Origin of the sequence: Thermodesulfovibrio sp. 3462-1 (genome assembly GCF_040451425.1) — a bacterium.
Taxonomy (GTDB): Bacteria; Nitrospirota; Thermodesulfovibrionia; order Thermodesulfovibrionales; family Thermodesulfovibrionaceae; genus Thermodesulfovibrio; species Thermodesulfovibrio obliviosus.
The window spans coordinates 1,171,904-1,197,389 of sequence record NZ_CP144374.1 but is presented as its reverse complement, the minus strand read 5'-3'; the positions used below and the strand labels follow the sequence as shown (position 1 = coordinate 1,197,389).

Below are 25,486 nucleotides of genomic sequence, written 5' to 3'. Positions count from 1 at the left end.
AGAAGAAATGAAGGAGGCAAAACCATGACAGTACCAAAAAGTCAAAGACTTCACATAGCTTTATTTGGAAGAAGAAATGCAGGGAAGTCTTCTTTAATAAATGCGCTTACAGGTCAAGACCTTGCCATTGTTTCAGATGTTCCTGGAACCACAACTGATCCTGTTTTTAAGGCAATGGAGATACTTCCTTTAGGTCCTGTTGTTCTTATTGACACAGCAGGAATTGATGATGTTGGTGAACTTGGACAACTTAGAAAGAAAAAATCCTATGAAGTGTTTGAAAAAACAGACCTTGTTCTTCTTGTAATTGATCCTCAAGCAGGATATGGAGAGTTTGAAAAGGAAGTTGTGCAAAAGGCTCAAAAAACTCAAACTCCTGTTATTTATGTAATCAACAAAGTAGATCTTTATCAACCATCTGAACTTCTGGAACAATTCAAACCACTTAATTTGCAGCCAGTGGTTTTTGTAAGTGCTTTAACCCGTAAGGGCATAGATGAATTAAAACAAGCAATTATCAACCATGCTCCAAAGGAATGGATACTTCCCACGGTTGTTGGAGACCTTATTAATCCTGGAGATGTGGTAATTTGCGTAATCCCTGTTGATAAGGCAGCTCCAAAAGGAAGACTGATTTTACCTCAACAAATTGTGATAAGAGACATTATTGACAGCGAAGCAATGGCTATGGTTGTTAAAGAGAGAGAACTCATCCATGCTTTTAATTATCTCAATAAAAAGCCCTCGCTTGTAGTAACCGATGCTTCAGTTTACAATAAGGCTGCAGCAGATACTCCCTCTGATATAAGACTTACTTCTTTTTCAATTCTGTTTGCCCGTTACAAAGGAGACCTTCAAACACTTGTTGAGGGAGTTAAAGCAGTTAAAAATCTTAAACCAGGCGATAAAGTTTTAATCTCTGAAGCATGCACCCATCATCCTGTTGAAGATGACATTGGAAGGGTTAAAATTCCAAGATGGCTAAGGGCTCAGGTTGGTGGTGATCTTGATATAGATGTAAAGGCAGGAGGAGGACCTCTTCCAGAGCCTCTTAATCAATACAAATTAATTGTTCACTGTGGTGCCTGTATGCTCAATCGTAAAGAGATGTTAAGCAGAATCATGCAAGCAAAGGTAGCAGGAGTTCCAATTGTCAATTATGGGGTAATAATGGCTCACATTCATGGAGTTCTTCACAGAGCCCTTTCTCCTTTTCCTCACTTACAATCAATCATAAGTGAAACAATGGATGACATGAAAGAAGAGATAGAGAGTTTAAAGAAAATAAGAGGTAGAAGGTGAATAAACAAGAGATATTAAAGCTTCTTACAGAGACTCCTTTTGAAGAAGTAGCAAAAATTGCAGATGAGGTAAGAAAAAAATTTCACGGAAATACAGTTCACCTGAGAGCAATTATTGAGTTTTCAAACTACTGCAAATGCAATTGTCTTTTTTGCGGGATAAGAAGGGACAATAAAAAATTGCCAAGATATAGAATGAGCAGTAAAGAAATAATTGAAACAGCTCACCAGGCAGCAAATGCAGGTTTTAAAACAGTGGTTTTACAGTCTGGAGAAGACCCTCAATGGAATGCTAAAAAAATCAGTGAAGTTGTAAAAGAAATTAAAAAGTTTGATGTAGCTGTAACTCTTTCTGTTGGAGAGTTAAGCTATAAAGACTATGCAATGCTCAGAGAAGCTGGTGCTGATAGATATCTTCTTAAGTTTGAAACATCGGATGCTAAGCTTTTTAAAGCATTAAAGCCTGATACAAACCTTCAGAAAAGAATCCAATGCATTAAATGGCTTAAAGAGCTTGGATATGAAACAGGCTCTGGAGTAATTGTGGGATTGCCGGGACAGACAATTCAATCTCTAACAGATGATATTTTTCTTATGAAAGAGCTTGAGCTTGATATGCTTGGAATCGGACCATTTATTCCACATCCTGAAACTCCTTTAAAAAACGCACCAATGGGCAATCCTTTGATAACTCTGAAAGTTCTGGCAATTATGAGAATTTTGCTTCCCCTTGCAAACATTCCTGCAACAACAGCTTTGAGAACAATTTCTTTTGATTTAGGAGAAAAAGCTTTTCAAGTAGGGGCAAATGTTGTTATGCCTGATATAACTCCTGAAAAATATAGAACCTTTTATGAAATTTATCCTGGCAAAGGACAATCAAGAGGTTCCTACGAGTTCTGGAAAAATTTCTTTAAAAACATCGGAATGACTGTGGCAACAACTTATTGAGCTTTTGACTTTCCACGATTTTTTATGCTAATTTTAAATTAAATCCTCAAAAATTAGGACAATGGAGGTGTAAAATATGAATACATTGAAGACTATGGTTTTAATGGTTTTTCTTACAGTATTTTTCATCTTTGTTGGTTCAGTCATTGGAGGCAAACATGGAGCTACAATTGCCTTGATTATGGCTTTTGGAATGAACTTCTTTGCTTACTTTTTTAGCCACAAGGTGGTTCTTGCCATGTATGGAGCAAAAGAGGTCACAGAAGCAGAAGCTCCAGAACTTTACAGTATTGTAAGAAGACTGTCACAAAGAGCAGGACTTCCAATGCCTAAGGTTTATATAATTGATTCTGAGCAGCCAAATGCTTTTGCAACAGGAAGATCTCCAAAGCATGGGGTTGTTGCAGTGACAACAGGAATCATGAGGATACTATCCCGTGAGGAGCTTGAAGGAGTAATTGGGCATGAACTTTCTCATATAAAACATAGGGACATTCTTATAAGCACGATTGCTGCTACAATTGCTGGAGCAATTTCTTATCTTGCTCAAATGGCTCAATGGGCAATGATTTTTGGGAGAGCCTCTGACGATGAGGAAGGTGGCAGTCATCCAATTGTTACACTGTTAATGTTGATAATAGCACCTCTTGTTGCAATGATTATTCAGCTTGCGATAAGCAGAGCTCGTGAGTATGAAGCTGATGCTGGTGGTGCAAGGCTCACTGGTAATCCTCTTTATCTTGCCAATGCTTTGAGGAAGCTTCATTATGCAAGCCAGGCAATACCAATGGATGCAAATCCTGGAACAGCTCATATGTTCATCGTAAATCCTCTTTCTGGTCGTAGCCTGATGAAACTTTTCAGCACACATCCACCAATTGAAGAGAGAATTGCTCGTCTTGAAGCAATGGCAAAGGGGTTATATTAATGGCAAAAGTTCTAATTTTAATGGGTAGTGACAGTGATTTTGATGTAATGAAAAAAGCAGCGAAAGTTTTATCTGATATGGAGGTATCTTTTGAGATTGATGTTTGCTCAGCCCACAGAACACCTGATAGAGCTAAAAAATATGCAGAACAAGCACAAGAAAAAGGGATTGAGGTAATAATAGCTGCTGCTGGAATGGCAGCTCATCTTGCAGGATTTATAGCAGCACATACAACCCTTCCAGTTATAGGTGTTCCTATAGCCTCAGGTGCTTTAAATGGCTTTGATGCTTTGCTTTCAACTGTTCAGATGCCGCCAGGAGTTCCTGTTGCAACAGTTGGAATTAATGGAGCTGAAAACGCAGCTTACCTTGCGTGCGAGATTCTATCCTTGAAATATCCTGAAATGAAAGATAAGCTCAAACAGAAAAGAATGGAGATGTACAGTAAGGTTCTTGAGAAAGCTGATAAGATTAAGAGAGAAATAAAAAATCAGGCAAAGTGATCATCAGGATAAATTAGTCATTCCAGAGTCATCCATCAGTGTGAGTTTTTGATTGTTTTATTTTTTTATATAAAAAGTGCTATATTTATAGTATGATTTTTGGTATTGAATTAATAGAAGAGCTTGAAAAACTTGATCCCGCAGTTAGAACTGCTTTTTTAAAAATTTTGAGACTTATCGAACAAACAATCGGTGATGTTGTTAAAAAAGAAGATTTTCTTGCTTTAAAGAGGGCTGTAGAAGAACTTTCAGAAAACGTAAAAGAACTATCAAAAAATGTAAAGGAACTTGCAGAGGCACAGAAGCATGCAGAGGAGAGACTCACACGTCTTGAACAGACTGTTGCTGAACTTGCTGAGGCACAGAAGCATGCAGAGGAGAGACTTACACGTCTTGAACAAACTGTTGCTGAACTTGCAGAGGCACAGAAGCATGCAGAGGAGAGACTTACACGTCTTGAACAAACTGTTGCTGAACTTGCAGAGGCACAGAAGCATGCAGAGGAGAGACTTACACGTCTTGAACAAACTGTTGCTGAACTTGCAGAGGCACAGAAAGAAATGCAGAAAGAAGTATCTCGCCTTGATAAAGCTATCCAGGAACTCTCAGAAGCACAAAAACGCACAGAACAAAGAGTGGAAGAACTTGCTGAGGCACAAAAACGCACAGAAGAATCTCTGAGGAAGCTTACAGAAGAACATAAAAAAACAAGAGAACATCTTGGAGGTTTATCAAATACAGTAGGTTACATTCTTGAAAATGAAGCTTACAAACATTTGCCAAAACTTCTTATGGAAGACTTTGGAATAGATGTTGAAGGAAGGCTAATAAGAGACTTCATTGAACTTCCCGATGGCAGATATGAAGAAGTGAATATATTTGGTAAAGGAAGAAAGAACGGCAAAGAACTGATAATAGTTGGCGAGGCAAAAACACAGCTAAAGAAGGCTGATATTGATGCTTTTTTAAAAAAATTAAGCAAAATAGAGAAAGTTCACGCTCAAGAAAAAATACTCCTAATGGTGACTCATCAGGTTGTCAATCCTCAAGTATTTAAATATGCCCAGCAGAAAGGCATAGCTAAAGTTTACCTGAGCTATCAATTTGCCTAATTCTTATTTACGAATTTTGATGTTCTATCCTTATTACAAGTACTGATCCAGCCGAAACAGTGATTTTTTCCAAATGAATAGGATATGTTAGCATTAGCTTTGAGATTTCCTGCTTATTTCCTGATTTTATTAATGTAGCTGGGTATTTAAATCACATAGCTTTAATTGAAGTTGAAGGTAAGGTCAAAACATGGATAATCTTGCCTTATATTCCTCTATTTAAAAAATCTTGACAATTTTTTATTATTTTTATAAAATTAAAATACTAAAATATATTTTATATAATCATAACAATTTAAAGGAGTTTAAAAAATGAATAGAAGTCGTAGAAATTTAGATGAAGCTAATTTTAAAACAAAAAAAGGAGGAAGCATTATGAAAAGTTTAAGTTGTTTTTTTGCGTTTTTATTTGTTTTATTTATTTCTTTAAATTCCTATGCAGCTGACATTACAGAGTGGCTATCAATTTCAGGTTCAGCAACAACAGTTTATCAATGGCTCAACAAAGCTCAAGGTAATGTTGAAAACAAGGATCGTGGCTCTGCAGTTATTGATTTTAATGTATCCCTTAAACCAACTGAAAACGATGAATTTTTTGTAAGGGCAAGCTTTGCAAAAGGAAGCGGATTTCATAGACAAGGAGATTATCCTTTTACGCTCAATCCCAATGCTGATGATTTATTTGTTGATCTTCAAAATATTAATGGTCATTCAAGGGATCACTTACAGGAGTTGTGGTATTCTCATAAGTTTCCAATTCAGAAAGATATGTCCATTAAGCTAACAGCAGGAATAATTGATTCAACAGCTTTTATTGATGACAATGCCTATGCAGCAGATGAATTACATCAATTTATGAATGAAGCTCTGGTTCATAATCCTTTAGCTAATTTACCAAGCTATGATGCTGGTGTAGCAGCAGAATTTGAAGCAGGTGGATTTCATTTAAGATTAGTAGGAATGCGTTCAAAAAATGAAAATGAAAATATGGATGTAAAAAACTATAACTGGATAGGTGCACAGATTGGATACAAAGTTGAAAGCTCACTTGGTGAGGGAAACTACAGGCTTTATGCCTATACAACAAACAAGAAGTTTGAAAACTGGGATGCAGATGCATATAAGGCATTAAGAGGGATTGGAGTATCCTTTGACCAACAACTAATAAAAGACACACTTGGAGCTTTCCTCCGTGCAGGATGGCAGGATGACTCTGCAGCAGTGGATTACAACAGAATGATTTCATTTGGATTAAATCTTAATGGATCAGTGTGGGGGAGAAAGGATGATGAAGTGGGAGTTGGTTATGCATATTTAAAGAGTCCATCAAAGAATCTGGATTTGAGTCGTAGTCAAGTATTTGAATCCTATGTAAAGTTTAAGTTGTTTGCTTATAAGTTTTTAAGCTCTGACATAACCCTTGATTATCAATACATACAGGACAAAACCCGTCAAGAAGGCACAAAAGCAGGACATATATATGGAGTAAGATTTAACATTAACTTTTAAGGAGAATTTTAAAATGATTTCAGGGAAAAATTTTTTATCCCTAAAAGAGTTATACATTGGTGAAACTGCTGAGATTGTGTATATAGATAGAAATATTCCATTAGCTAAAAAACTGAGAGATATGGGAGTAAGAGAAGGAGTTTTAATTGAATTAATTTCTTTTGATCCTTTGTTGAATAAAAAAGTTGTATTAAAAGTTGCCGATTCTTATTTAGCTTTTGATGCAGAGATAGCAGAATTTATTAGAGTAAGACCTATAAGGTCATGGTATAACTTTTACAAAGAACAGGCTTTTTATGATTCTCTTACAGGTTGTTTAAATAAAAATGCAGCTTCCCTGATTTTACCTGCAGAGTATGAGAAAGTTACAAATATTAAAATACCTCTGTCAATTATCCTTATAGATATTGATGATTTTAAAAAAATTAATGATCTTTACGGACATGCTTTTGGAGACAGAGTTTTAAGTGAACTTGGCAGTATGCTCAGGAAAAATGTGAGAAGAACAGATATAGTTTTTAGATGGGGTGGTGAAGAGTTTCTCATATTGATGAAAGGACTGAATGTAGAATCATCTTATGTAGTTACTGAGAGATTGAGAGAATGTGCTCAATGCCTTGATATACCACCGCATGGAAAAGTGATAAAAATAAGCGCAGGAGTTGATGGAGTTCCTCCATATGTTCCGATGAATGAATTGATTGAAAAAGTTGATAAAGCTCTTTATGCAGCAAAGAGCAGAGGTAAAAATCGAGTATGCACTTTTTTCTGGAAAATGTGACATGAAGCTACATAAAAAATCATGCAATCTATGGTGATTTAAAATTTTTTAAAAAAGGAGGTTTTTATAGTGATGCCGCTTGCATTGGTTCAAGAAGGAGAGAAAGTTGAAATTGTAGATTTTATTAAAGCTGGCAGAGCCCTCTTTTGTCGTCTTAGAGATATAGGAATTTTCCCTGGTAAGGTAGTTGAGGTATTAAGCAATCAAGAACGTGGCCCGATACTTTTAAAAATTGATGAATCAAGAGTTGCTATTGGTAGAGGAATGGCAATGAAAATTTTGATAAGGAGGATACAATGAAACTTAGCGAACTTAAAGTTGGACAAAAGGCAAAAATTTTGTCAATAAAAACAAAGGGAATAATCAAAAGAAGGCTTATGGATATGGGAGTTTTAGATGGAGAACCTATAATTGTAGAAAAGGTTGCTCCTCTTGGTGATCCTATTGATATTGTAGTGAAAAATTATCATCTTTCATTGAGAAAATCTGAGGCAGAAAAAATAGAAGTGGAGGTGATGCAATGAAGACAATTAAAGTTGCTGTAGCAGGAAATCCAAACTCAGGAAAGTCAACTCTTATAAATGCAATAGCAGGCACAAATCTTTATGTAGGTAACTGGCCTGGAGTAACAGTTGAGAAAAAGACAGCTACATTTAAAGTTGATGATTTAACTATTGATCTCGTTGACCTTCCTGGAACATACAGTCTTAGTCCTTATACCCAGGAAGAAATTATTGCAAGGGATTTTATTGTAAAAGAAAAACCTGACATCATAATTGATGTTGTTGATTCAACAAATCTTGAAAGAAACCTTTATCTTGCAATTCAACTTCTTGAACTTGGAATTCCTGTGGTTGTTGCGTTAAACATCTATGATGAGGCAAAGAAAAAGGGGTACGAGATAAATACAAATGCAATGGAGCAACTACTTGGTATAAAAGTAGTTCCAACTGTTGCTACAAGAAAAGAAGGAATAAAGGAATTACTTCAAGCTATAAAAGAAATTGCTGACTCTCCAGATAAATTTAGACCCAGAATACTTAATTATGGAGCAGATGTGGAAAATGCATTAAAGATAATTGAAAATGGAATAAGGCAATCTCGTAAGGAATTAATTGAGATTTATCCGATAAGATGGCTTTGTTTAAAGCTTCTTGAGGAAGATGAAAGGGTCCTCAAGGAAACAGGTTTTACAGGAGAGGAAGAGTTTCTTAAGAAAGCGAAATCACATATTCTTAAAGCCCAAGAGGAAGATATTGAATCAATGCTTGCTGAAATAAGATATGGAATAGCTCACGGTATAACACAAGAAGTTCTGAGAAAAAAAGATGTGGCAAGAATTGACTTAACACAAAAGATAGACAAAATCGTTTTGAATAGATATCTTGGGATTCCAATATTTCTCGCTATAATGTGGCTTGCCTTTAAACTTGCCTTTGATTTTTCACAGCCTTTTAGCGACTGGATTGATGGATTAATATCAGGACCAATTAAACGTTGGGCAACGGTGGGGCTTAATGCCTTAAATTCTCCAGAATGGCTTGTTTCTCTTGTTACTGATGGAATTATTACAGGAGTTGGAGCTGTTTTAGTTTTTGTTCCTCTTATTGGAATTATTATGTTTCTTATGACTTTACTTGAAGGAAGCGGATATATGGCAAGAGCTGCTTTTGTAATGGATAGACTTATGCATTTTATAGGGCTACATGGAAAATCTTTCATTCCTTTGGTTTTAGGATTTGGATGCAATGTTCCATCTATTTATGCAACAAGAGTTCTTGAAACAGAAAGAGATAGAAAGCTTACTGCAATGATATGTCCACCTATCTCATGTGGTGCAAGGCTTCCAGTATATGTGCTTTTTATAGGTGCTTTTTTCACTGCTAACGGAGCTACAGTGCTTTGGTCTCTTTACATATTAGGAATAATTATGGGGATTGTAGTTGGTTTTATCCTTAAAAATACTCTCTTTAAAGGACCTACTCCTCCATTTATTATGGAGCTTCCTCCATACAGAATTCCAACATTAAGAGATTTAAGAATTCATACATGGCAGAAACTTAAACATTTTCTGATTAAAGCTGGAACATTTATTTTTGCTTCCTCTATTGTATTTTGGTTTTTATTAAATACACCATATGGAGTTGAAAAAGAAAATTCATATCTTGGAAAAATTGGGCAAACAGTAAGCCCTGTTTTTGAACCTCTTGGATTTGGTAATTGGCAGGCTACTTCTGCTTTAATAACAGGTGTGATAGCGAAAGAAGTGGTTGTAACTACAATGGCAGAGATTTATGTTCCAGAGAAAAAAGAGGAAAAAGAACAACCTGCTTTCAGTGAAGAAATAAAAAATATTTTTGCTGGATTTGTTTCTGCTGTGGGAGAGGCTTTTTATAATGTTTTTTCAAGATTTGGAATATCAGCCTGGGAAACAGAAGAACAACCAGAAGAGCTTCAAAATAAGCTTCAAACAGTATTTACTCCATTAAGTGCTTACGCTTTTTTAGTTTTTGTTTTACTTTATTTACCATGCCTTACTTTTGCCTTTACTCTGAGAGCTGAATTTGGATGGAAAACATTGGGGTGGGTATTAATTATCTATTTAATTTTGCCGTGGATAACTGCTTTTGTTGTTTATCAAGGCGGAAGATTATTGGGATTAGAATAAGTTTTAATTTTATTAAGGAGCTTGCAAAGGGCTTCCAAAAATTGGAAGCCCTTTTTTTATTTAAAAAATTTTTTAAATTGCCGATAGAAAAATTTGACCAAAGAATCTCTAAATTCGCTTAAGAAACTAAATTTCTAATACTAATTTTAATTTTTTAGTCCTACTTGACAAAATTAGTAATTTAATTTATAATTAGATTAATCTAATTCAATTTTAAATATCTATAGGAGGTTCATATGTGCATAGCACTTATTGGAGGAATGGACAGGCTTGAAAGACATTATTTTGAAGAAGCAAAAAAAATGAATGTAACGCTGAAAGTTTTTACAAAACTTGAAAAGAATTTAGAAAAAAAGATGGGAAAAGTAGATGGAGTAATTGTTTTTACGAACAAGGTCTCCCATGAACTCAAAGCAATACTAAAAAAAATGAACATGCAATGTCCCTGCTTGATGTGCCACAGTTGTGGAATAAGTTCTCTGAGAAAATGTATTGAATCTTTACAAAAACAGCAATTTCCGCCTTTGGCGGATAAAACAACCTAACTCAAAGGAGGAGTAATTATGTTAGAAGGAAAAGTAGCAATCCTAGCAGGAGGTAGCACTTTGGAATCAGAGGTATTGGTTCATTTCGGAGTAACTCCTTATTTTATTATTTATGATCCAGCTACAAAAAAATGGGAAGCTGCAGAGAATCCTGGAGCTAAATTAGAATCTTCAAGAGGAATAACGGCTGCAGAATTTCTTATTGGGAAAGGAGTAAAACATGTAATTACAGTATTAATAGGTCCAAAACCTTTTGAAACATTGACAAGCCATGGTGTTAAACTTCATCCTGGAGTAAAACTTTCTGTTCAACAGGTTATTGAGTCTATTGAAAAAGGAAATTTGCAAATGCCTCTTAAAGCTTCGACAGAGCCAGCTCATTTAGGCAAAGAAGGTGGTTGCTAAATTTTTATTGGGGAGGTTTATCCTCCCCAATTCTATAAGAAAAAAAATGGTGATAAAAATGAAGAAACTCACTAAAGAGCAAGTTTTCGAGATTCAGAAACTATGTTCTATCGCATCTCAAAGAAACTTTATTAATATCCATGAATTTAGTGAGGCTTTAGGAAGTGCTATTGATTCTAAGGACAAATTTACGTTCAAACATTCTGAACAAGTAGCAGTTATTAGTTGCATGTTAGCATTAACTTTGGGGTTTCCTGGTTATGCAGCAGATATTATTCATGTAGCTGGGCATTTGCATGATATAGGGAAAATATTTATTCCTGAAAGTATTTTGTTAAAACCTGATAAACTAACTTCCGAAGAATTTGAAATTATAAAAAGGCATCCTGAATATGGAGCTAAAATTTTATCAAGAGTGAATTTTTGTATAAAGAGTGGAATATGTGAGATGGTTCTTTATCATCATGAAAGATGGAATGGAAGTGGATATCCTAAGGGACTGAGGGAAAAAGATATTCCTTTAGGTGCAAGAATTATAGCAGTAGCTGATGTATTAAGTGCTCTTTTGCAGGAAAGACCTTACAGAAAGGCTTTCTCGTGGGATGAAGCCATGGAAGAAATAACAAAAAACAGCGGAATTTTATTTGACCCTGATGTGGTTAATGCTTTAATTGAAGTTGAAGGTAAGGTAAAAACATGGATTGGTTTGATTTAATTTTATGCTATAATAGTTATATGAATGCTAAAATAAAATTAGAACTAACTGAAAATCTTGAAGATTATTTATATGACATTTTTGAAATCTTGAAAATTGCTCCTATTGCGAGGATAAAGGATATTGCAAAAAAAAGAAATGTAAAACTGTCAAGTGCAGTTATTGCTGCAAAAAGCCTTGCTGAGAAAGGGCTAATAAACTATCAGAAATATGAATATATCACATTGACTGAAAAAGGACTTAAAATAGCAAAAGAAATTGAAAGCAAAAAAAGAATCCTTTATAAATTTTTAACTGAAATTCTTAAAGTAACTCCAGAGACAGCCCAGAGAGATGCTCATAAGATGGAACATGATTTATCAGAGGAAACAATAAAGAAAATTATTGAGTTTACGAAAAATTTCAAAGGCAGCTCTTAAATTACGGTGGGCATTTGCTGCAGATTGATGCAAAAAGTGATGTTGAAAGATATCTGTCTCCTCTGTCAGGCAAAATTACAACAATAACTCCACTACGAAGTTCACTGGCTTTTTTTAATGCCACATACATTGCAGCACCAGATGACATCCCAACAAATACTCCTTCTCTTATGGCTAATTTTCTTGTTGTATCAAAGGCTTCTTCATCATTTACATAAATTTTTTCATCAAGCCTTGAAGGATCAAAAATTTTAGGCACAATGGCTTCAGACATATTTTTCAATCCTTGAATTCTATGTCCTCTGACAGGTTCAACTCCGATGATTTGAATATTGCTATTAAACTCTTTTAGGCGTTTACTTACGCCCATAACTGTTCCTGTTGTTCCCATCCCTGCTACAAAATGGGTAACTTCACCCTTTGTTTGCTCTATAATTTCTTTCCCAGTTGTTTCATAGTGAGCTCTTATGTTGGCTTCATTGTCAAACTGATTTGGCATAAAATAAAGCTCAGGTGCTTCTTCATATATCTGATATGCAAGCCTTATTGCTCCATCAGTACTTTCCTCAGCACAAGAGAGAATTAATTCTGCACCGAGTGCCTCAAGAATTCTTCTACGCTCCACACTTACACAGGCAGGCATTACAAGTTTTATCCTGTATCCTTTAGCTGCAGCAATCATCGCAAGCCCTATACCTGTATTGCCTGAAGTTGGTTCAAGTATTATTTTATCCTTTGTAAGTAAGCCTTTTTCTTCAGCTTCTTTTATCATATAAAAAGCAGTCCTGTCTTTAACAGAACCACCAGGATTTGCTCCTTCAAATTTTCCGTAAAGCTTTACTTTCGGATTTGGATTAATTCTATCAAGCCTTATAAGTGGTGTATTTCCTATAATATCTAAAACACTCATGAAATCATTATATCACAAATTTTTAAACTTTTTCCTTACTTCTTTTATTTTTCCACAGCTGAAATTCCCTTCTGGGCAATGTCCTCTAACACAAGCAGGTCCTGCGTCTTTAAAAATTCTTGGAGCAATTTTTTTTACAAGTTTTAACATCTCTGTTGCAAGTTCTCTTATCTCCCATTGAGCACGATTACAGCATCGAACTCTGAAAAAATGAAGTAATTCTCTTGCATTCATTGTAATAACTATTTTAGTTTCAGCAGCATTTGGAAGGACAAATCTTGCATCCTGTCGTGCCAGTTCTCCTTTTAATCCCTGTTTTTCCAGCGCCTGAAGAATTCTGCAGTAGTATTCATGAGCTTTTTGCATTGCTTCAAGAAAAATTTTTCTTATTTCTTCATTTTCATTTATTGTATGTGGAATTATAAAATCAAAGCCTTTTTCTTCACTTACATATCTCTGCGATTGTTGACTGTAAGAGGCAATTCTATGTCTTACAAGTTGATGAGAACATGCCCTTGAGATTCCTTCAACAGCAAAACTGAAACTGACATGTTCAAAAGGACTGAGATGTCCATTTTCTCTTAAAAGATTAATTAATCTTTCTTTTTCATCTTCTGTTAACTTTTTTTTTAATTCATCAATCCCTACCGGGCTGTAACAGAGTCTTGCAGAAAGAGCAACTACCTCTTCAGGGTCTGGTGTATGACTAAGAATTGATACTTTAAGAGAGGCTTCTTTCATAGCGTGCCTTTTGTTGATGGCAAAATTTCTCCCATCACTCTGCTCGCTTCGTGTATTGCTTTTGCAAAGGCTTTAAAAATGGATTCAATAACATGATGAAGATCTTTTCCATAAAGGACATTCACATGTAAAGTTATTTTTGCGTTATTGACAACTGCTCTGAAGAACTCTTCAAAAAGTCCAATGTCAATATCCCTTATATATCCTTCAAATGGAACATTGTAAACAAGAAAAGATCTACCACCAAGATCTAATGATACTTGAGTCAGTGCTTCATCCATTGGAATTGATGAAAAACCGTATCTTTTTATACCTTTCCTGTCAGCCAGCGCTTTATCAATGCATCTACCTAAGACAATTCCTATGTCCTCAATTAAATGGTGATAATCTACATGTATGTCACCTTTTGCCTCAATAGTTAAATCAAAGTTTCCATGAAAAGCAAAAAGTTCAAACATGTGGTCTAAAAATCCAATGGAAGTACTTATATTAGCCAGTCCATTTCCATCTAAGTTGAATTCCATTTTAATATCTGTTTCCTTTGTTTTTCTATTTAGTGAGGCTTTTCTCATCAGGTTTCTCCTAATATTTTCTTTATTGTTTTTAAAAATTCCTCATTTTCTTCGCTTGTTCCAATTGTTATTCTCAAGGCATTATTTATGACTGAAGAGAGGTCTCTTACAAGAATTCCAGCCTTTATAAGCTTCCTGTAAATACTTTTGCTATTTTCAATTTGTAATAATATAAAATTTGCCTCCGATGGATAAACTTTTATCTTTTGAATCCTTAACAGTTCCCTGTAAAGCCTCTGTCTTTCTTTTATAATCTGACAGATGAATTTTTTTATCTGCGGATAAAACCTGTTAAGAGCCTCTGTTGCCACATACTGGGTAATGGAGTCCACATTATAGGGAAGTCTTACCTTGTTTATTTCATAAAAGAAATTTTTTTCTCCTATAAGATATCCCAGTCTCAATCCAGCAAATCCGATTTTGCTCAGTGTTCTTAAAATTAAGAGATTATCATAATCCTTCAAAAACGGTAAAAATCCTTTTTTACTTGAAAAGGGTTGATATGCTTCGTCAATCACTACGATTGATGAATTTTTTTGAGCAAATTCTATGATTTTTAAAATTTTATCAGTTGAAAAGGTATTGCCTGTGGGATTGTTTGGAGAGCTGAGAAAAATTAAACGCGGTTTTTTTAATTTAATTAGTTTCAAAAATTCTTCATCATTTATATCAAAATTATTATCAAGACTGCATTCAACTGTTTCAACTCCAACTGATTGAGCTATTATTCCATACATTGCAAAGGTAGGTGCTGGATAAAGAACAGGCCCTCCAAAAGTAAGAATAAGATAATAAATTAATTCATCAGAACCATTTCCAGGCATTATGTTTTCATGGCTGAGTTTTACTTTTCTGGCAAGAGCTTTTCTTAGCAAAATGGCTTCTGGATCAGGATATCTGTTTAGATGAATATTAATTTCTGAAATAAAATCGGACAATTTAACAGGGAAAGGCGATTCATTGGCATCAAGCTTAATTTTACACGGAATTTCCTTTGCCTGATATGGCTTCAGTTTCTGAATATTTTTTCTTAGAAGAGATTCCAGATTCAATTTGTCCATAGATTTTTATCATAATTGGTCATTCAAATATTGTCAACTAACTAAAAGACAATTAAAATTGCCATTAGGAAATTACTGTGTTTAGCCACTTTAGCTGTCAAAAAATCTCTGAGGAAGCGAAAGTGAGTTTCTGATCGGCAATTTTACCCTGCAATTAGCTAACAGGATAATGCATGTGTTATAATTGTTAAATCTCTAATGGAGGTGGGATAATGAAGATTTATTATGATGTTGATGTAAACACAGATGTTCTTAAAGGTAAAAAAATTGCAATAATAGGATACGGCAGTCAAGGACACGCTCATGCAAATAATCTTCGTGACAGTGGATTTGATGTCATTGTTGGACTGAGAAAAGGCAAAAGCTGGCAAAAAGCCGAAAATGCTGGGCTAACTGTTATGACGGTTTCTGAAGCCTCAAAGATAGCAGATATAATAATGATTCTTACGCCTGATGAACTCCAGCCAGAGCTTTACAAAACAGAAATACAGCCAAACATGAAAAAAGGTGCTTTTCTTGCCTTTGCTCATGGATTTAACATTCACTTTGGGCAGATAGTTCCTCCAGAGGATATAAATGTTTTTATGGTTGCTCCAAAAGGACCAGGACATCTTGTAAGAAGTGAATATTTAAAAGGGATGGGAGTTCCATGTCTTATGGCAGTATATCAGGATCCATCAGGCATAACGAAAGATGTTGCCCTTGCATATGCAGTGGGTATTGGTGGTGGAAGAGCAGGAATTATTGAAACAACATTTAAAGATGAGACAGAAACTGACCTATTTGGTGAACAGGTTGTTCTATGCGGCGGTTTGACTGCTCTTATAACTGCAGCCTATGAAACACTGGTTGAAGCCGGATATCCTCCTGAGCTTGCCTATTTTGAATGTCTCCATGAAGTAAAACTCATTGCAGACTTAATTTATGAAGGTGGTATATCAACAATGCGTTATTCAATAAGTAATACTGCCCAGTATGGAGACTTAACCCGTGGACCACGGATTATCAATGAATCTGTAAAAGCTGAAATGAAAAAAATCCTTGAAGAAATTCAAAATGGCACTTTTGCAAAGGAATGGATACTTGAATGCAAAGTAGGCAAACCCACTTTTAATGCTCTTACTAAGAGGGGTGAAGAACATCCGATTGAAAAGGTGGGAGAAAAATTAAGAGCAATGATGCCATGGCTTAAAACTTCAAGGCTTGTGGATAAATCAAAGGCATGATCAGAAAAGAAGTAATACCCTACGTTCTGGGTGGGTTATTTTTAAGCTCCTTTTTTTACTTTTTATGGTTAGAACCTCTGGCAATTGCATGTCTTGTTGTGTGTGTATTTTTTCTTTATTTTTTCCGTGATCCTGAAAGAATTCCACCAGCAGACCCTAACGCTGTTGTTTCTCCCGCAGATGGAAAGGTAATAGAGATAAGACACAACAGTAACCTATGCGGCCATGATTATTTGGAACTCAGCATATTCATGTCACCCCTTGATGTTCATGTTAACAGAGTACCCTTTGACGGCGTTGTAAAGGAAATAATTTATACGCCCGGGAAATTTTTTTCAGCTTTTAAAGAGAAGGCTTACAGAGAAAATGAAAATATAAAAATAAAACTTGAGACTTCTCATGGAGATATAATTGTAAGGCAGGTTGCGGGTTTTATAGCACGAAGAGCAGTATGCTGGGTAAAAGAAGGAGAAAGGCTGAAAAAAGGAGAAAGATTCGGGATGATAAAGTTCAGTTCCAGAGTTGATGTGTGTCTTCCATCTTCTTTTAAAATTCAAGTAAAAGTGGGAGATAAAGTTAAAGCTGGACAGACAATAATTGCATTATTACAGTAATGATAAAAGCCAAAAAGAAAATAAGAGATCCGAATAAAAAACCCAGAAAAGGCGTTTACATTCTTCCAAATGCACTTACACTTTGTGGTATGTTTTTTGGCTTTTATGCAATAATAACAGCAATAAATGGAAAGTTTATTCATTCTGCATGGGCAATAATTCTTGCAAATATTTTTGACGGACTTGATGGATGGGTGGCAAGACTTACAAGAACAACTACACGATTCGGTGTTGAGCTTGATTCTCTTTCAGACCTTGTTGCCTTTGGAGTAGCTCCTGCAATTCTTATATACAAATGGTCACTTTTTGACTTTGGAAGAGTGGGATTTGCAATAGCTTTCTTATTTGCTGCCTGTGGAGCTTTAAGGCTTGCAAGATTTAACATTCAAGTTGGAGGTATTAAATCATTTAAAGGTCTACCAATACCAGGTGCTGCTACAATGCTTGCTGCTACTGTTATTTTCTGTCAGGAAATATTAAACTTTACTCCGCAGAGAAATTTATTTTTTCCTGTGCTTACATTTATTTTGTCTTTTATGATGGTCAGCAATCTTAAATTTCATGGGCTCAAAGAGGTTGACTTTAAGGAGAAAAAACCTTTCTGGATACTCCTGTTTTTTATCCTTTTGATTTTCTTTATCGCAATTCATCCACCTCTTGCCATATTTATACTTGCAAGCCTTTATGTTGTTTCAGGTATAATTGAAAATATAATAATTTTAATCAAAAAAAGAAGACAAAATGCTTTGCATTTTTATGAGGGCATAAGCCCGAAAGAGTCAAAATCTGAGGTGCAGGATGAGAAGGATAAAAATATTTGACACAACACTGAGAGATGGAGAGCAATCTCCTGGTGCATCAATGAATGTGGATGAAAAAATACAGGTGGCAAAACAGCTTAGAAAACTCGGCGTTGACATAATAGAGGCAGGATTTCCAATAGCATCACCAGGAGATTTTGAAGCCGTAAACAGAATTTCAAAGGAAGTAAAAGGTGTAGTTATTGCCGGACTTTGCAGAGCTCGTGATGAAGACATTGAAAGAGCAGCTGAGGCATTGAAACCGGCAGAACAAAAAAGAATTCATACATTTATTGCCACATCAGATATACATTTAAAATACAAACTCCGAATGGACAGAAATCAGGTTATTGAAGCAGCAGTGAAAGCTGTTAAAAAAGCAAGGCAGTATACTGATGATGTTGAGTTTTCAGCTGAGGATGCAACCCGTTCAGACTGGGATTATCTCTGTAAGGTTACTGAAGAAGTAATAAAAGCAGGTGCTACAACTGTAAACATTCCTGATACTGTGGGATACACAATTCCGCAGGAATATGGAGAGCTTATTGAATATATTATGAATAAAGTTCCCAACATAGATAAAGCCACAATAAGTGTTCACTGTCATAATGATCTCGGGCTTGCAGTAGCAAATTCTCTTACTGCGATACTTAAAGGTGCTGGGCAGGTAGAATGCACAATTAATGGAATTGGTGAAAGAGCTGGAAATGCTGCTCTTGAGGAGATTGTTATGGCACTTAAAGTAAGAAATGACTTTTTTAAGGCTGATACAGGAATTGTTACTCAGGAAATTTACAGAACAAGCAGGCTTGTAAGTAAAATTACAGGAATGATTGTTCAGCCCAATAAAGCAATTGTTGGAGCAAATGCCTTTGCCCATGAAGCTGGAATTCATCAGGATGGAGTTCTCAAAGAGAGAACAACCTATGAGATCATGAGACCTGAAGACATAGGAATTCCAAGCTCTAAAATAGTGCTCGGTAAACACTCTGGAAGACATGCCTTCAAGAAAAGACTTGAAGAACTTGGCTTCAGCCTTACAGAAGAGGAGATAAACCGTGCTTTTGAAAGATTTAAAAGACTTGCTGATCAGAAAAAATATATTTTCAATGAGGACATTGAGGCACTGGTTTCCGATGAAGTTTTAAGAATAACAGAGGTCTATCAATTGATAGATCTTGAGGTGTCAAGCGGAACAAAGAAAAAACCATCAGCTACAGTAAGAATGAAAATAAACGGAGAGGAAAAAGAAATCACTATTTCAGGTGATGGACCTGTTGATGCAGTTTACAAAGCTATTACTGAACTTACAGGTTCAAAGGCTGAACTGAATAAATTTGAGATAAAGGCAATAACAGGTGGAACAGATGCTTTGGGAGAAGTAACAGTTATCCTTGAAGAAGGTGGACATACTGTAAGAGGACATGGCTCTGATACAGACATAATTGTCGCCTCTGCGAAAGCATACATCAATGCACTGAATAAGCTTGCATTAAAGAATCTCAAAAACTAAAGTAATTTTATGAGCGAAACTGAAAAAGATTTAACAGTAAACTTAAAGAATTTGAAGGCTTAACACGAATTGATAGGCTGATCTTCCAGTTGTGCCGTGAACTAAAGCCCATTCACGGGCTTTTTTAATTAATTCGTCAGGAAGCATACTTATTCCATTTTTACTTGCATAATACCTTACTATTTCAAGATACTGTTCCTCTGAAAACCTGTAAAATCCAATTCTCAAGCCGAATCTCTCAATTAAAGATGCCCGCTCCTGCAGATTATCCTCTGGAAAAAGCTCATTGTCAGAGTTGGATATAGCGGGCATGAGATTTCTTCTATTTGAAGTGGCATAAATAACAGAATTTTCAGGAATTTCTTCAATTCCGCCATCCATAATAATCTTTAAGTCTCTAAATTCTTGGTCATCTTCATTAAAAGAGAGGTCATCTATGAATATAATAAACCTGAAATTGGGATTTTCATAAATTATGTCATAAAGATAGGAAATGGTGATAATATCATTTTTTAGAACCTGAATCATTTTTAAAGGCGTTTCTTTAAAATAATTAAGTAAACTCTTTATTAGCGTGGTTTTACCTGTTCCTCTTTCACCCCATAAAAGGACATTATTTACTCTTTTGCCTTCAATAAAAGCTTTCGTGTTTGCAATAATCAACTGTTTCTGTTTTTCAATTCCGTAAAGTTCATTAATGTTTTGTTTTGGAATCCTTATAACAGGCTTTAGCTGTCTGTCTTTTCCATTCCATGCGAATGCCTGATATTTGTCAAACATAAATTTTATTATAACATTCAATAAGATTTTATTAGAAGCACAGACTTTTCATGTTTTATGAGCCACTGTTTTGCCTCTATTCCAAGGCTATATCCTCCTGTGGTTCCGTCAGATTTGATTACTCTATGACAGGGAATAACAATCGGTAAAGGATTTCGCTTTAAAGCCTGTCCAACAGCTCTTGGTGATGTATTAAGTTTGTTAGCAATCCAGTTGTATGTAACAGTATGAGCATATGGTATTTTAAGGGTTAAATCAAGAACTGCTCTATCAAACTCAGATACATTCTGGATGTTTACAGGATAATTAAACTCTGAGAGTTTTCCTACAAAATACGCATTCAGTTGTTCAACAAAATTCAAGGCAATTCCTGGGATGCATGTTTTTTCAAGATTTGTTAAAGATATTTTCGTTACTGCTAATGAATTATCAAATAAAATTTCAAGAAAACCAACAGGAGTTTTTACGCAGGCAAAATACATTAATTTATTATAATAGCATAAACTAATTAAAGTTGACCTTTTAGCTTATTTTTTTGTATTCTAAATTTGTGGGCCGTTAGCTCAGCTGGTAGAGCAGCTGACTCTTAATCAGCGGGTCGCAGGTTCGAATCCTGCACGGCTCATTGATTTTAAAGAGTTGTTGATTTTTATTCTCCATATTATTCAACACATGTTCATCACATATAGCCTCAAGCACTTTTTTCTTTAAGTCTGGATTAATTTTATCTTAAAATTATATTGCTATATCTTTTAAAACCTGACTAGCACTACCGTAAAATACTATCTCTGCCATCCAATCCCAGTCTGTTTCTGCCTTATTTATGAAAATGAGCTTTGCACCTCTTGTATGGGCAATTCTCGGGATTGAAGCAGCGGGTTCAACCTGAAGAGATGTTCCAATTACGAGCATGAGGTCACATTGATTGGCGATCTGCTGTGCCATAATGAGTTCTTTTTCAGGCATTGGTTCTCCGAAAAATACAACTGTTGGCTTTATTATGCCACCACAGTCGTAACATCTTAAATCAAGCTGTTCCTCAAGCATTTTCAATATTTCATCCATTTTATAAAGTTTTTCACAGTCAAGACAGATTGCACCTCTTTGATTACCGTGAAGTTCAATAACGCTTTTACTGCCAGCCATTTGATGAAGTCCATCAATGTTTTGTGTTATAACATGTTTAATAAATCCCTTTTTTTCAAGCTCTGCAAGGGCAATATGTGCATTATTTGGTTTTGCATTTGTGAGATGATGAATGAGTTCTTTTTTCATTCTCCAGAATTCTTCTCTTGCTTGCCTGTCATAAATAAATTCCTGATATGTGACAATTCTAAATCTCTGCCACAATCCACCAGGACTACGGAAATCAGGTATTCCAGATTCTGTAGAAATTCCTGCTCCAGTGAAAGCCACAGTATAGTTGGAGTTTTTAATAAGTTGTGAAGCTTTTTTAATTTTTTCCTGATAGGTTAAATTCATATTTTTAAAAAATATCAAAAAGATTGCGTTATGTCAAGAGATTTGACCAGTTTTAGATAAATCTTGTATACTTTTTTGGTTGGACTTAGGGAAGAGAGGTGAGAATCCTCCGCTGCCCCGCAGCCGTGTTGGGAACGAAAGCCCATTCATGCCACTGAACCCTTTAAACAATGTAGTGAAAAGGGTTTGGGAAGGCGGGCAAGTAGGCACTGAGCCCTGAGCCGGAAGACCTGTCCAGCTGGAGGCTATTTGAGCTTCCAATTCCTCGAGGGAGGGTTTTGCAATGATTTTTCTTCTTATCTTTTTTATTTCATTTCTTTTCTGTCAATCTGTTTTAGCAGAGGAATCCAGACTTGAAGAAATTGTTGTAACAGCAACAAAATTCGAAGAGCTAAAAAAGGATGTTGCTTATTCTGTTCAGGTTATCACTCAGGAAGATATTAAAAGTTCTACTGCAGACAATGCGAGTGACTTGATTGCAGAAGCGGCAATTGGACATGTTCAAAAATATCCAGGTTTATTAACGAGTAGTATTGGATTAAGAGGATTCAGGACTGATCTATTTGATGACCTCAAAAGCAGGGTTTTGGTTCTTATAAATGGAAATCGTGCTGGCACAGTAAATCTTGCAACCATACCTGTTGATGATATAGATAGAATTGAAATAGTTAAAGGACCTGCATCAGTGCTTTATGGTTCTTCAGCAATGGGAGGTGTAATTAACATAATAACCAAACATGGAAAAGAAGAAGGTATACATGGTTCAATTGGTGGTCAAGCAGGTTCATGGGATTTCTGGAAAACAAAAGCTGAATTGTATGGCAAAAAAAATAATTTTGATTTTTATATTTCAGCCAGCCGTGCTGAAGTGGATGATTATTCTGCAAAAAATTATGGAAAAATAGAAAATACAGGTTACAATGATGAATCTTTATCAGCGCGCTTAGGATACAGCTTTTTTGATAAACACCATATTTCCTTAGGATTTCAGCATTGGAGAGGATGGAAGATTGGCTCTCCTGGTCCAATATACGAACCAGATCCTGATGATTACAACAACATTGAAAGAAATAGATTTGATTTAGAGTATAAAACGTCAACATTTAAAGCTGGATATTATTTTACAAAGGACAGGAATGAATATCATGAAGGCTCTATAGCAGGTACATGGGAGATACCAAATGAAGTTACTTTAAAAAAGACAACCACTCAGGGTGCAACCATTCAGAAGATGTTTTCAATAGATGACCACAGAATTATAATCGGCGGACAGTGGGATAGAATAGAAGTTAAAAATTCAAGAAATACCGGTGCTCCCTACAATCCAAACTCAAAGTATGACAGTTGCGGAGTATTTACTGAAGGAAGATTAAGTCTGTTCAAGAAAAAACTTTTACTAAACGTAGGAATCCGTTATGACTACTTTGAAAACGAAATACTTCCAACAGAAGGTATTTTAAGCTTAAAACCAAGAAAAGAAAATCTTGATCATCTAACAGTAAGAGGGGGTATTTTATACAAAATTACAGATAGTTTATCAATAAAAGCCAATGCTGGCACTGCATTCAGAGCTCCTGCACCTGATGAGCTTGCAGTTGATTATATTTCATGGGGGATACATTATTTGGGTAATCCAGATTTAAAACCAGAAAAAAGTAAATCCTATGATGTAGGATTTGCCTATACAAAAGATTTTTTCAATGCTGAGCTTACTTTTTTTCATTCAGAATTTAAAGACAAAATTCTTAGTTACTATGATAACACTCTCAATGCCCAAACATTTAAAAATGTTGAAGGAGCTACAATTCAGGGCATAGAAGGAAATCTTTCCTATGATATTGGAGCATTAGCAGGCTTAAATTTCTCTTTGGAGCCATTTATCAATTTTACATATCATACAAGATACTCAAGTAAAGATGAAGTTGAGATAAAAGAATATGGAAAAAATCTTACGTATACACCAAAATGCACTGCTTCATTTGGGATAAGAGCAGGAAAGGAAAAGTGGGATTTAAAATTGATCGCAAATTATATTGGAGATGAAAAGGTTATAGACTGGAATCCTTTATCTAAAAACTATAGAAAAGTTGTAGATAAAGCTGATTTTACTGTAGTAAATCTTAAAGGCTCATACAGACCAATTAAAAATCTTGAGATAACACTGTCTGTGGAAAATCTATTTGATAGAGCATATGAATATGTTCAGTACTATCCTATGCCAAGAAGAACAATCATTGGTGGAGTTAAATGGCTCTTTTAAAAGCTTTTGTTTCATGGTCTGGAGGCAAAGACAGTTCATTAGCCTTTTATAGAGCAAGAATGAAGGGGATTCATATTATTTGTCTTATTAATATGCTTTCAGAAGACGGAAATTATTCGCGTTCCCATGGAATAAGTTCAGAGCTTCTCAAAATACAGGCAGAAGCAATAGGAGTTCCAATTATTCAGAAGAAAACTACATGGGAAAGTTATGAAGAGGAATTTAAAAAAACTCTCCTCTGGTTAAAAAAAGAAGGTGTTCACGCAGGCGTATTTGGAGATATTGATATTCAGGAGCACAAAGACTGGGTTGAAAAAATATGCGTGGAGACAGGAATAAAAGCGATTTTGCCTTTATGGAATGAAGAAAAAGAGATACTTCTTGGAGAGTTTATAAATTCTGGTTTTAAAGCCATAGTTTGCTCAATAAATTCTTTTTTTCTTGGCAGTGAATGGCTTGGCAGAGAAGTTGATTTTGATTTCATTAAAGATTTAAAAGTCCTTGGAAATATTGACCTCTGTGGTGAAAAAGGAGAGTACCACACTTTTGTTTATGATGGACCAATTTTTAAATTTCCTATCAGGGTTTGTACAGGTAAATGGATACAAAAAGATAAAAATCTGTTTCTGGAGATATGGAAATGCTAAATTTTAAGATTGAACCGGTAAAAAAAGATTTTATTGATATTGCATGGAAAAGGCTCAACAGTCTTACAAAACCGCAGGGAAGTCTTGGAAGGCTTGAAGAGATTGCAGCAAGACTTGTTGGGATTTATGAAGATCCAATGCCTGAAATAAAGAAAAAGGCTGTGCTTGTCTTTGCCTCTGATCACGGAGTGACAGAAGAAGGTGTTTCTGCCTATCCAAAGGAAGTTACTGCACAGATGGTTTTTAATATGCTTAGAGGTGGAGCAGGAATAAATGTTTTGGCAAGACATGCAGGAGCAGATGTTGTAGTTGTTGATATTGGTGTTGATTATGATTTTGGTGAGTGTAAAGGATTGATATCAAAAAAAGTTGTAAAAGGAGCTGGGAATATTACAAAAGCTCCTGCACTTAGCGGTTCTGATGCAATAAAGTGTATAGAAATCGGCATTGAATTAGTAAAAGAATATCACCAAAAAGGTTACAATCTCTTTGCCGCAGGAGAGATGGGGATTGGTAATACAACTCCTTCCTCTGCAGTAGTGAGTGTTCTTACACATTCTCAAGTAGAGGAAGTTACAGGAAAAGGAACAGGTATAGATGAAGAAACCTTTAAAAGAAAGATTGAAGTAATTAAAAGAGCAATTAAGATAAATAAACCAAATCCTTCAGATCCTGTTGATGTTCTTGCAAAGGTTGGAGGACCTGAGATAGGAGCAATTGCAGGAGTTGTCTTAGGTTGTGCTTCCTTAAAAATTCCTGTTGTTATTGACGGATTCATTTCAACTGCAGGAGCTTTGATTGCTTACTGTATAAATCCTGTTGTGAGAGATTATATTTTTGCTTCTCACAATTCTGTTGAAAGAGGACATAAAATAGCCCTTGAATTTATGGGATTAAAACCCTTGCTTGATTTGAATCTAAGGCTTGGAGAAGGAACTGGTGCAGCAATTGTTATGACAATTATAGAAGCAGGACTAAAGATTTACAAAGAAATGGCAACTTTTGATGAAGCAGGCGTAAGTAAAAGTGTTAAATAGATTTTT

28 protein-coding genes, 1 tRNA gene and 1 riboswitch are annotated in these 25,486 nt (G+C 35.3%); of the genes, 22 read left to right on the top strand and 7 right to left on the bottom strand.

Features of this window, described 5'->3' with window-relative positions:
• Positions 1-24: 24 nt before the first annotated feature.
• The 14 genes from hydF (at position 25) to V4D31_RS05960 (ending at position 11,837) form a co-directional block, all read left to right on the top strand.
• Entirely contained in the window at positions 25-1,302 is a 1,278-nt protein-coding gene (hydF, locus tag V4D31_RS06025) for a [FeFe] hydrogenase H-cluster maturation GTPase HydF (protein WP_353685558.1), read from the top strand.
• Positions 1,299-2,252: a [FeFe] hydrogenase H-cluster radical SAM maturase HydE gene (gene hydE / locus V4D31_RS06020; protein WP_353685557.1), complete on the top strand. Its 954-nt coding sequence runs from the start codon at positions 1,299-1,301 to the stop codon at positions 2,250-2,252. The genes hydF and hydE overlap by 4 nt, the downstream gene beginning before the upstream one ends.
• A 76-nt stretch (positions 2,253-2,328) precedes the next feature.
• The gene (gene htpX, locus V4D31_RS06015) at positions 2,329-3,180 is read left to right on the top strand and encodes a zinc metalloprotease HtpX (RefSeq protein ID WP_353685556.1); all 852 of its coding nucleotides are present in this window, start codon (positions 2,329-2,331) and stop codon (positions 3,178-3,180) included.
• A complete protein-coding gene (gene purE / locus V4D31_RS06010; protein ID WP_353685555.1) occupies positions 3,180-3,683 on the top strand; it encodes a 5-(carboxyamino)imidazole ribonucleotide mutase in 504 nt (167 codons plus the stop codon). The genes htpX and purE overlap by 1 nt, the downstream gene beginning before the upstream one ends.
• Before the next feature lie 92 nt (positions 3,684-3,775).
• Positions 3,776-4,795 (top strand): chordopoxvirus fusion protein, encoded by a 1,020-nt coding sequence (locus tag V4D31_RS06005; RefSeq protein ID WP_353685554.1) that lies wholly within the window; start codon positions 3,776-3,778, stop codon positions 4,793-4,795.
• Positions 4,796-5,170: 375 nt separating this feature from the next.
• The gene (locus tag V4D31_RS06000) at positions 5,171-6,304 is read left to right on the top strand and encodes a carbohydrate porin (RefSeq protein WP_353685553.1); all 1,134 of its coding nucleotides are present in this window, start codon (positions 5,171-5,173) and stop codon (positions 6,302-6,304) included.
• Between the two features lie 13 nt (positions 6,305-6,317).
• Positions 6,318-7,085, top strand: a complete 768-nt coding sequence (locus tag V4D31_RS05995) for a diguanylate cyclase (RefSeq protein WP_353685552.1) — start codon at positions 6,318-6,320, stop codon at positions 7,083-7,085.
• A 72-nt stretch (positions 7,086-7,157) separates the two neighbouring features.
• On the top strand, positions 7,158-7,385 hold the full coding sequence (locus V4D31_RS05990) for a FeoA family protein (RefSeq protein WP_353685551.1): 228 nt from the start codon (positions 7,158-7,160) through the stop codon (positions 7,383-7,385).
• On the top strand, positions 7,382-7,609 hold the full coding sequence (locus V4D31_RS05985; protein ID WP_353685550.1) for a ferrous iron transport protein A: 228 nt from the start codon (positions 7,382-7,384) through the stop codon (positions 7,607-7,609). Before V4D31_RS05990 ends, V4D31_RS05985 begins: the two co-directional genes overlap by 4 nt.
• On the top strand, positions 7,606-9,753 hold the full coding sequence (feoB, locus tag V4D31_RS05980) for a ferrous iron transport protein B (protein WP_353685549.1): 2,148 nt from the start codon (positions 7,606-7,608) through the stop codon (positions 9,751-9,753). Before V4D31_RS05985 ends, feoB begins: the two co-directional genes overlap by 4 nt.
• A gap of 236 nt (positions 9,754-9,989) precedes the next feature.
• Positions 9,990-10,298, top strand: a complete 309-nt coding sequence (locus V4D31_RS05975) for a DUF2325 domain-containing protein (RefSeq protein ID WP_353685548.1) — start codon at positions 9,990-9,992, stop codon at positions 10,296-10,298.
• 18 nt (positions 10,299-10,316) lie between these two features.
• The gene (locus tag V4D31_RS05970) at positions 10,317-10,703 is read left to right on the top strand and encodes a NifB/NifX family molybdenum-iron cluster-binding protein (protein ID WP_353685547.1); all 387 of its coding nucleotides are present in this window, start codon (positions 10,317-10,319) and stop codon (positions 10,701-10,703) included.
• 58 nt (positions 10,704-10,761) lie between these two features.
• Entirely contained in the window at positions 10,762-11,418 is a 657-nt protein-coding gene (locus tag V4D31_RS05965; RefSeq protein ID WP_353685546.1) for an HD-GYP domain-containing protein, read from the top strand.
• Positions 11,419-11,438: 20 nt separating this feature from the next.
• Entirely contained in the window at positions 11,439-11,837 is a 399-nt protein-coding gene (locus V4D31_RS05960) for a metal-dependent transcriptional regulator (protein WP_353685545.1), read from the top strand.
• A gap of 1 nt (position 11,838) precedes the next feature.
• On the opposite strand, the gene V4D31_RS05955 is transcribed toward V4D31_RS05960, so the two are convergent.
• The 4 genes from V4D31_RS05955 to hisC are packed head-to-tail and all read right to left on the bottom strand — an operon-like array spanning position 11,839 to position 15,121.
• Positions 11,839-12,747 (bottom strand): cysteine synthase family protein, encoded by a 909-nt coding sequence (locus tag V4D31_RS05955; protein WP_353685544.1) that lies wholly within the window; start codon positions 12,745-12,747, stop codon positions 11,839-11,841.
• Between the two features lie 12 nt (positions 12,748-12,759).
• Positions 12,760-13,488, bottom strand: a complete 729-nt coding sequence (thyX, locus tag V4D31_RS05950) for an FAD-dependent thymidylate synthase (RefSeq protein ID WP_353685543.1) — start codon at positions 13,486-13,488, stop codon at positions 12,760-12,762.
• Entirely contained in the window at positions 13,485-14,063 is a 579-nt protein-coding gene (gene hisB / locus V4D31_RS05945) for an imidazoleglycerol-phosphate dehydratase HisB (RefSeq protein WP_353687091.1), read from the bottom strand. Before hisB ends, thyX begins: the two co-directional genes overlap by 4 nt.
• The gene (gene hisC / locus V4D31_RS05940; RefSeq protein WP_353685542.1) at positions 14,060-15,121 is read right to left on the bottom strand and encodes a histidinol-phosphate transaminase; all 1,062 of its coding nucleotides are present in this window, start codon (positions 15,119-15,121) and stop codon (positions 14,060-14,062) included. The genes hisB and hisC overlap by 4 nt, the downstream gene beginning before the upstream one ends.
• Before the next feature lie 212 nt (positions 15,122-15,333).
• Here hisC and ilvC point away from each other — a divergent pair, with 212 nt between their 5' ends.
• The 4 genes from ilvC to V4D31_RS05920 are packed head-to-tail and all read left to right on the top strand — an operon-like array spanning position 15,334 to position 19,274.
• Positions 15,334-16,347: a ketol-acid reductoisomerase gene (gene ilvC / locus V4D31_RS05935; RefSeq protein ID WP_353685541.1), complete on the top strand. Its 1,014-nt coding sequence runs from the start codon at positions 15,334-15,336 to the stop codon at positions 16,345-16,347.
• The gene (locus V4D31_RS05930) at positions 16,344-16,961 is read left to right on the top strand and encodes a phosphatidylserine decarboxylase family protein (RefSeq protein ID WP_353685540.1); all 618 of its coding nucleotides are present in this window, start codon (positions 16,344-16,346) and stop codon (positions 16,959-16,961) included. Before ilvC ends, V4D31_RS05930 begins: the two co-directional genes overlap by 4 nt.
• On the top strand, positions 16,961-17,782 hold the full coding sequence (gene pssA, locus V4D31_RS05925; RefSeq protein WP_353685539.1) for a CDP-diacylglycerol--serine O-phosphatidyltransferase: 822 nt from the start codon (positions 16,961-16,963) through the stop codon (positions 17,780-17,782). Before V4D31_RS05930 ends, pssA begins: the two co-directional genes overlap by 1 nt.
• Positions 17,760-19,274 carry a 2-isopropylmalate synthase gene (locus V4D31_RS05920; RefSeq protein ID WP_353685538.1) on the top strand — a complete coding sequence of 505 codons (1,515 nt, stop codon included), beginning with the start codon at positions 17,760-17,762 and terminating at the stop codon, positions 19,272-19,274. The genes pssA and V4D31_RS05920 overlap by 23 nt, the downstream gene beginning before the upstream one ends.
• A 42-nt stretch (positions 19,275-19,316) precedes the next feature.
• Here the strand turns inward: V4D31_RS05920 and V4D31_RS05915 are convergent, their stop codons facing one another.
• Positions 19,317-20,054: a DUF815 domain-containing protein gene (locus tag V4D31_RS05915; protein WP_353685537.1), complete on the bottom strand. Its 738-nt coding sequence runs from the start codon at positions 20,052-20,054 to the stop codon at positions 19,317-19,319.
• Between the two features lie 17 nt (positions 20,055-20,071).
• A complete protein-coding gene (locus tag V4D31_RS05910; protein ID WP_353685536.1) occupies positions 20,072-20,536 on the bottom strand; it encodes a methylated-DNA--[protein]-cysteine S-methyltransferase in 465 nt (154 codons plus the stop codon).
• Between the two features lie 70 nt (positions 20,537-20,606).
• Here V4D31_RS05910 and V4D31_RS05905 point away from each other — a divergent pair.
• A tRNA-Lys gene (locus V4D31_RS05905) sits at positions 20,607-20,679 on the top strand.
• A gap of 110 nt (positions 20,680-20,789) precedes the next feature.
• On the opposite strand, the gene V4D31_RS05900 is transcribed toward V4D31_RS05905, so the two are convergent.
• On the bottom strand, positions 20,790-21,536 hold the full coding sequence (locus V4D31_RS05900; RefSeq protein WP_353685535.1) for an NAD-dependent deacylase: 747 nt from the start codon (positions 21,534-21,536) through the stop codon (positions 20,790-20,792).
• Between the two features lie 37 nt (positions 21,537-21,573).
• Positions 21,574-21,789: riboswitch (cobalamin riboswitch) on the top strand.
• A 30-nt stretch (positions 21,790-21,819) separates the two neighbouring features.
• Here V4D31_RS05900 and V4D31_RS05895 point away from each other — a divergent pair.
• Genes V4D31_RS05895 through cobT form a run of 3 tightly spaced genes read left to right on the top strand, consistent with a single transcriptional unit; the run spans position 21,820 to position 25,480 of the window.
• Positions 21,820-23,796, top strand: a complete 1,977-nt coding sequence (locus V4D31_RS05895; protein WP_353685534.1) for a TonB-dependent receptor — start codon at positions 21,820-21,822, stop codon at positions 23,794-23,796.
• A complete protein-coding gene (locus V4D31_RS05890; protein WP_353685533.1) occupies positions 23,784-24,443 on the top strand; it encodes a diphthine--ammonia ligase in 660 nt (219 codons plus the stop codon). Before V4D31_RS05895 ends, V4D31_RS05890 begins: the two co-directional genes overlap by 13 nt.
• Positions 24,437-25,480, top strand: coding sequence for a nicotinate-nucleotide--dimethylbenzimidazole phosphoribosyltransferase (gene cobT, locus V4D31_RS05885; protein ID WP_353685532.1), 1,044 nt, complete (start codon positions 24,437-24,439; stop codon positions 25,478-25,480). The genes V4D31_RS05890 and cobT overlap by 7 nt, the downstream gene beginning before the upstream one ends.
• Positions 25,481-25,486: the final 6 nt, after the last annotated feature.

Coding starts and splice junctions, on each gene's coding strand:
- hydF (WP_353685558.1), top strand. CDS start 25: ATGACAGTACCAAAAAGTCAAAGACTTCACATAGCTTTATTTGGAAGA.
- htpX (WP_353685556.1), top strand. CDS start 2,329: ATGAATACATTGAAGACTATGGTTTTAATGGTTTTTCTTACAGTATTT.
- purE (WP_353685555.1), top strand. CDS start 3,180: ATGGCAAAAGTTCTAATTTTAATGGGTAGTGACAGTGATTTTGATGTA.
- V4D31_RS06005 (WP_353685554.1), top strand. CDS start 3,776: ATGATTTTTGGTATTGAATTAATAGAAGAGCTTGAAAAACTTGATCCC.
- V4D31_RS06000 (WP_353685553.1), top strand. CDS start 5,171: ATGAAAAGTTTAAGTTGTTTTTTTGCGTTTTTATTTGTTTTATTTATT.
- V4D31_RS05995 (WP_353685552.1), top strand. CDS start 6,318: ATGATTTCAGGGAAAAATTTTTTATCCCTAAAAGAGTTATACATTGGT.
- V4D31_RS05990 (WP_353685551.1), top strand. CDS start 7,158: ATGCCGCTTGCATTGGTTCAAGAAGGAGAGAAAGTTGAAATTGTAGAT.
- V4D31_RS05985 (WP_353685550.1), top strand. CDS start 7,382: ATGAAACTTAGCGAACTTAAAGTTGGACAAAAGGCAAAAATTTTGTCA.
- feoB (WP_353685549.1), top strand. CDS start 7,606: ATGAAGACAATTAAAGTTGCTGTAGCAGGAAATCCAAACTCAGGAAAG.
- V4D31_RS05975 (WP_353685548.1), top strand. CDS start 9,990: ATGTGCATAGCACTTATTGGAGGAATGGACAGGCTTGAAAGACATTAT.
- V4D31_RS05970 (WP_353685547.1), top strand. CDS start 10,317: ATGTTAGAAGGAAAAGTAGCAATCCTAGCAGGAGGTAGCACTTTGGAA.
- V4D31_RS05965 (WP_353685546.1), top strand. CDS start 10,762: ATGAAGAAACTCACTAAAGAGCAAGTTTTCGAGATTCAGAAACTATGT.
- V4D31_RS05960 (WP_353685545.1), top strand. CDS start 11,439: ATGAATGCTAAAATAAAATTAGAACTAACTGAAAATCTTGAAGATTAT.
- V4D31_RS05955 (WP_353685544.1), bottom strand. CDS start 12,747: ATGAGTGTTTTAGATATTATAGGAAATACACCACTTATAAGGCTTGAT.
- thyX (WP_353685543.1), bottom strand. CDS start 13,488: ATGAAAGAAGCCTCTCTTAAAGTATCAATTCTTAGTCATACACCAGAC.
- hisC (WP_353685542.1), bottom strand. CDS start 15,121: ATGGACAAATTGAATCTGGAATCTCTTCTAAGAAAAAATATTCAGAAA.
- ilvC (WP_353685541.1), top strand. CDS start 15,334: ATGAAGATTTATTATGATGTTGATGTAAACACAGATGTTCTTAAAGGT.
- V4D31_RS05930 (WP_353685540.1), top strand. CDS start 16,344: ATGATCAGAAAAGAAGTAATACCCTACGTTCTGGGTGGGTTATTTTTA.
- pssA (WP_353685539.1), top strand. CDS start 16,961: ATGATAAAAGCCAAAAAGAAAATAAGAGATCCGAATAAAAAACCCAGA.
- V4D31_RS05920 (WP_353685538.1), top strand. CDS start 17,760: ATGAGAAGGATAAAAATATTTGACACAACACTGAGAGATGGAGAGCAA.
- V4D31_RS05915 (WP_353685537.1), bottom strand. CDS start 20,054: ATGTTTGACAAATATCAGGCATTCGCATGGAATGGAAAAGACAGACAG.
- V4D31_RS05910 (WP_353685536.1), bottom strand. CDS start 20,536: ATGTATTTTGCCTGCGTAAAAACTCCTGTTGGTTTTCTTGAAATTTTA.
- V4D31_RS05900 (WP_353685535.1), bottom strand. CDS start 21,536: ATGAATTTAACCTATCAGGAAAAAATTAAAAAAGCTTCACAACTTATT.
- V4D31_RS05895 (WP_353685534.1), top strand. CDS start 21,820: ATGATTTTTCTTCTTATCTTTTTTATTTCATTTCTTTTCTGTCAATCT.
- V4D31_RS05890 (WP_353685533.1), top strand. CDS start 23,784: ATGGCTCTTTTAAAAGCTTTTGTTTCATGGTCTGGAGGCAAAGACAGT.
- cobT (WP_353685532.1), top strand. CDS start 24,437: ATGCTAAATTTTAAGATTGAACCGGTAAAAAAAGATTTTATTGATATT.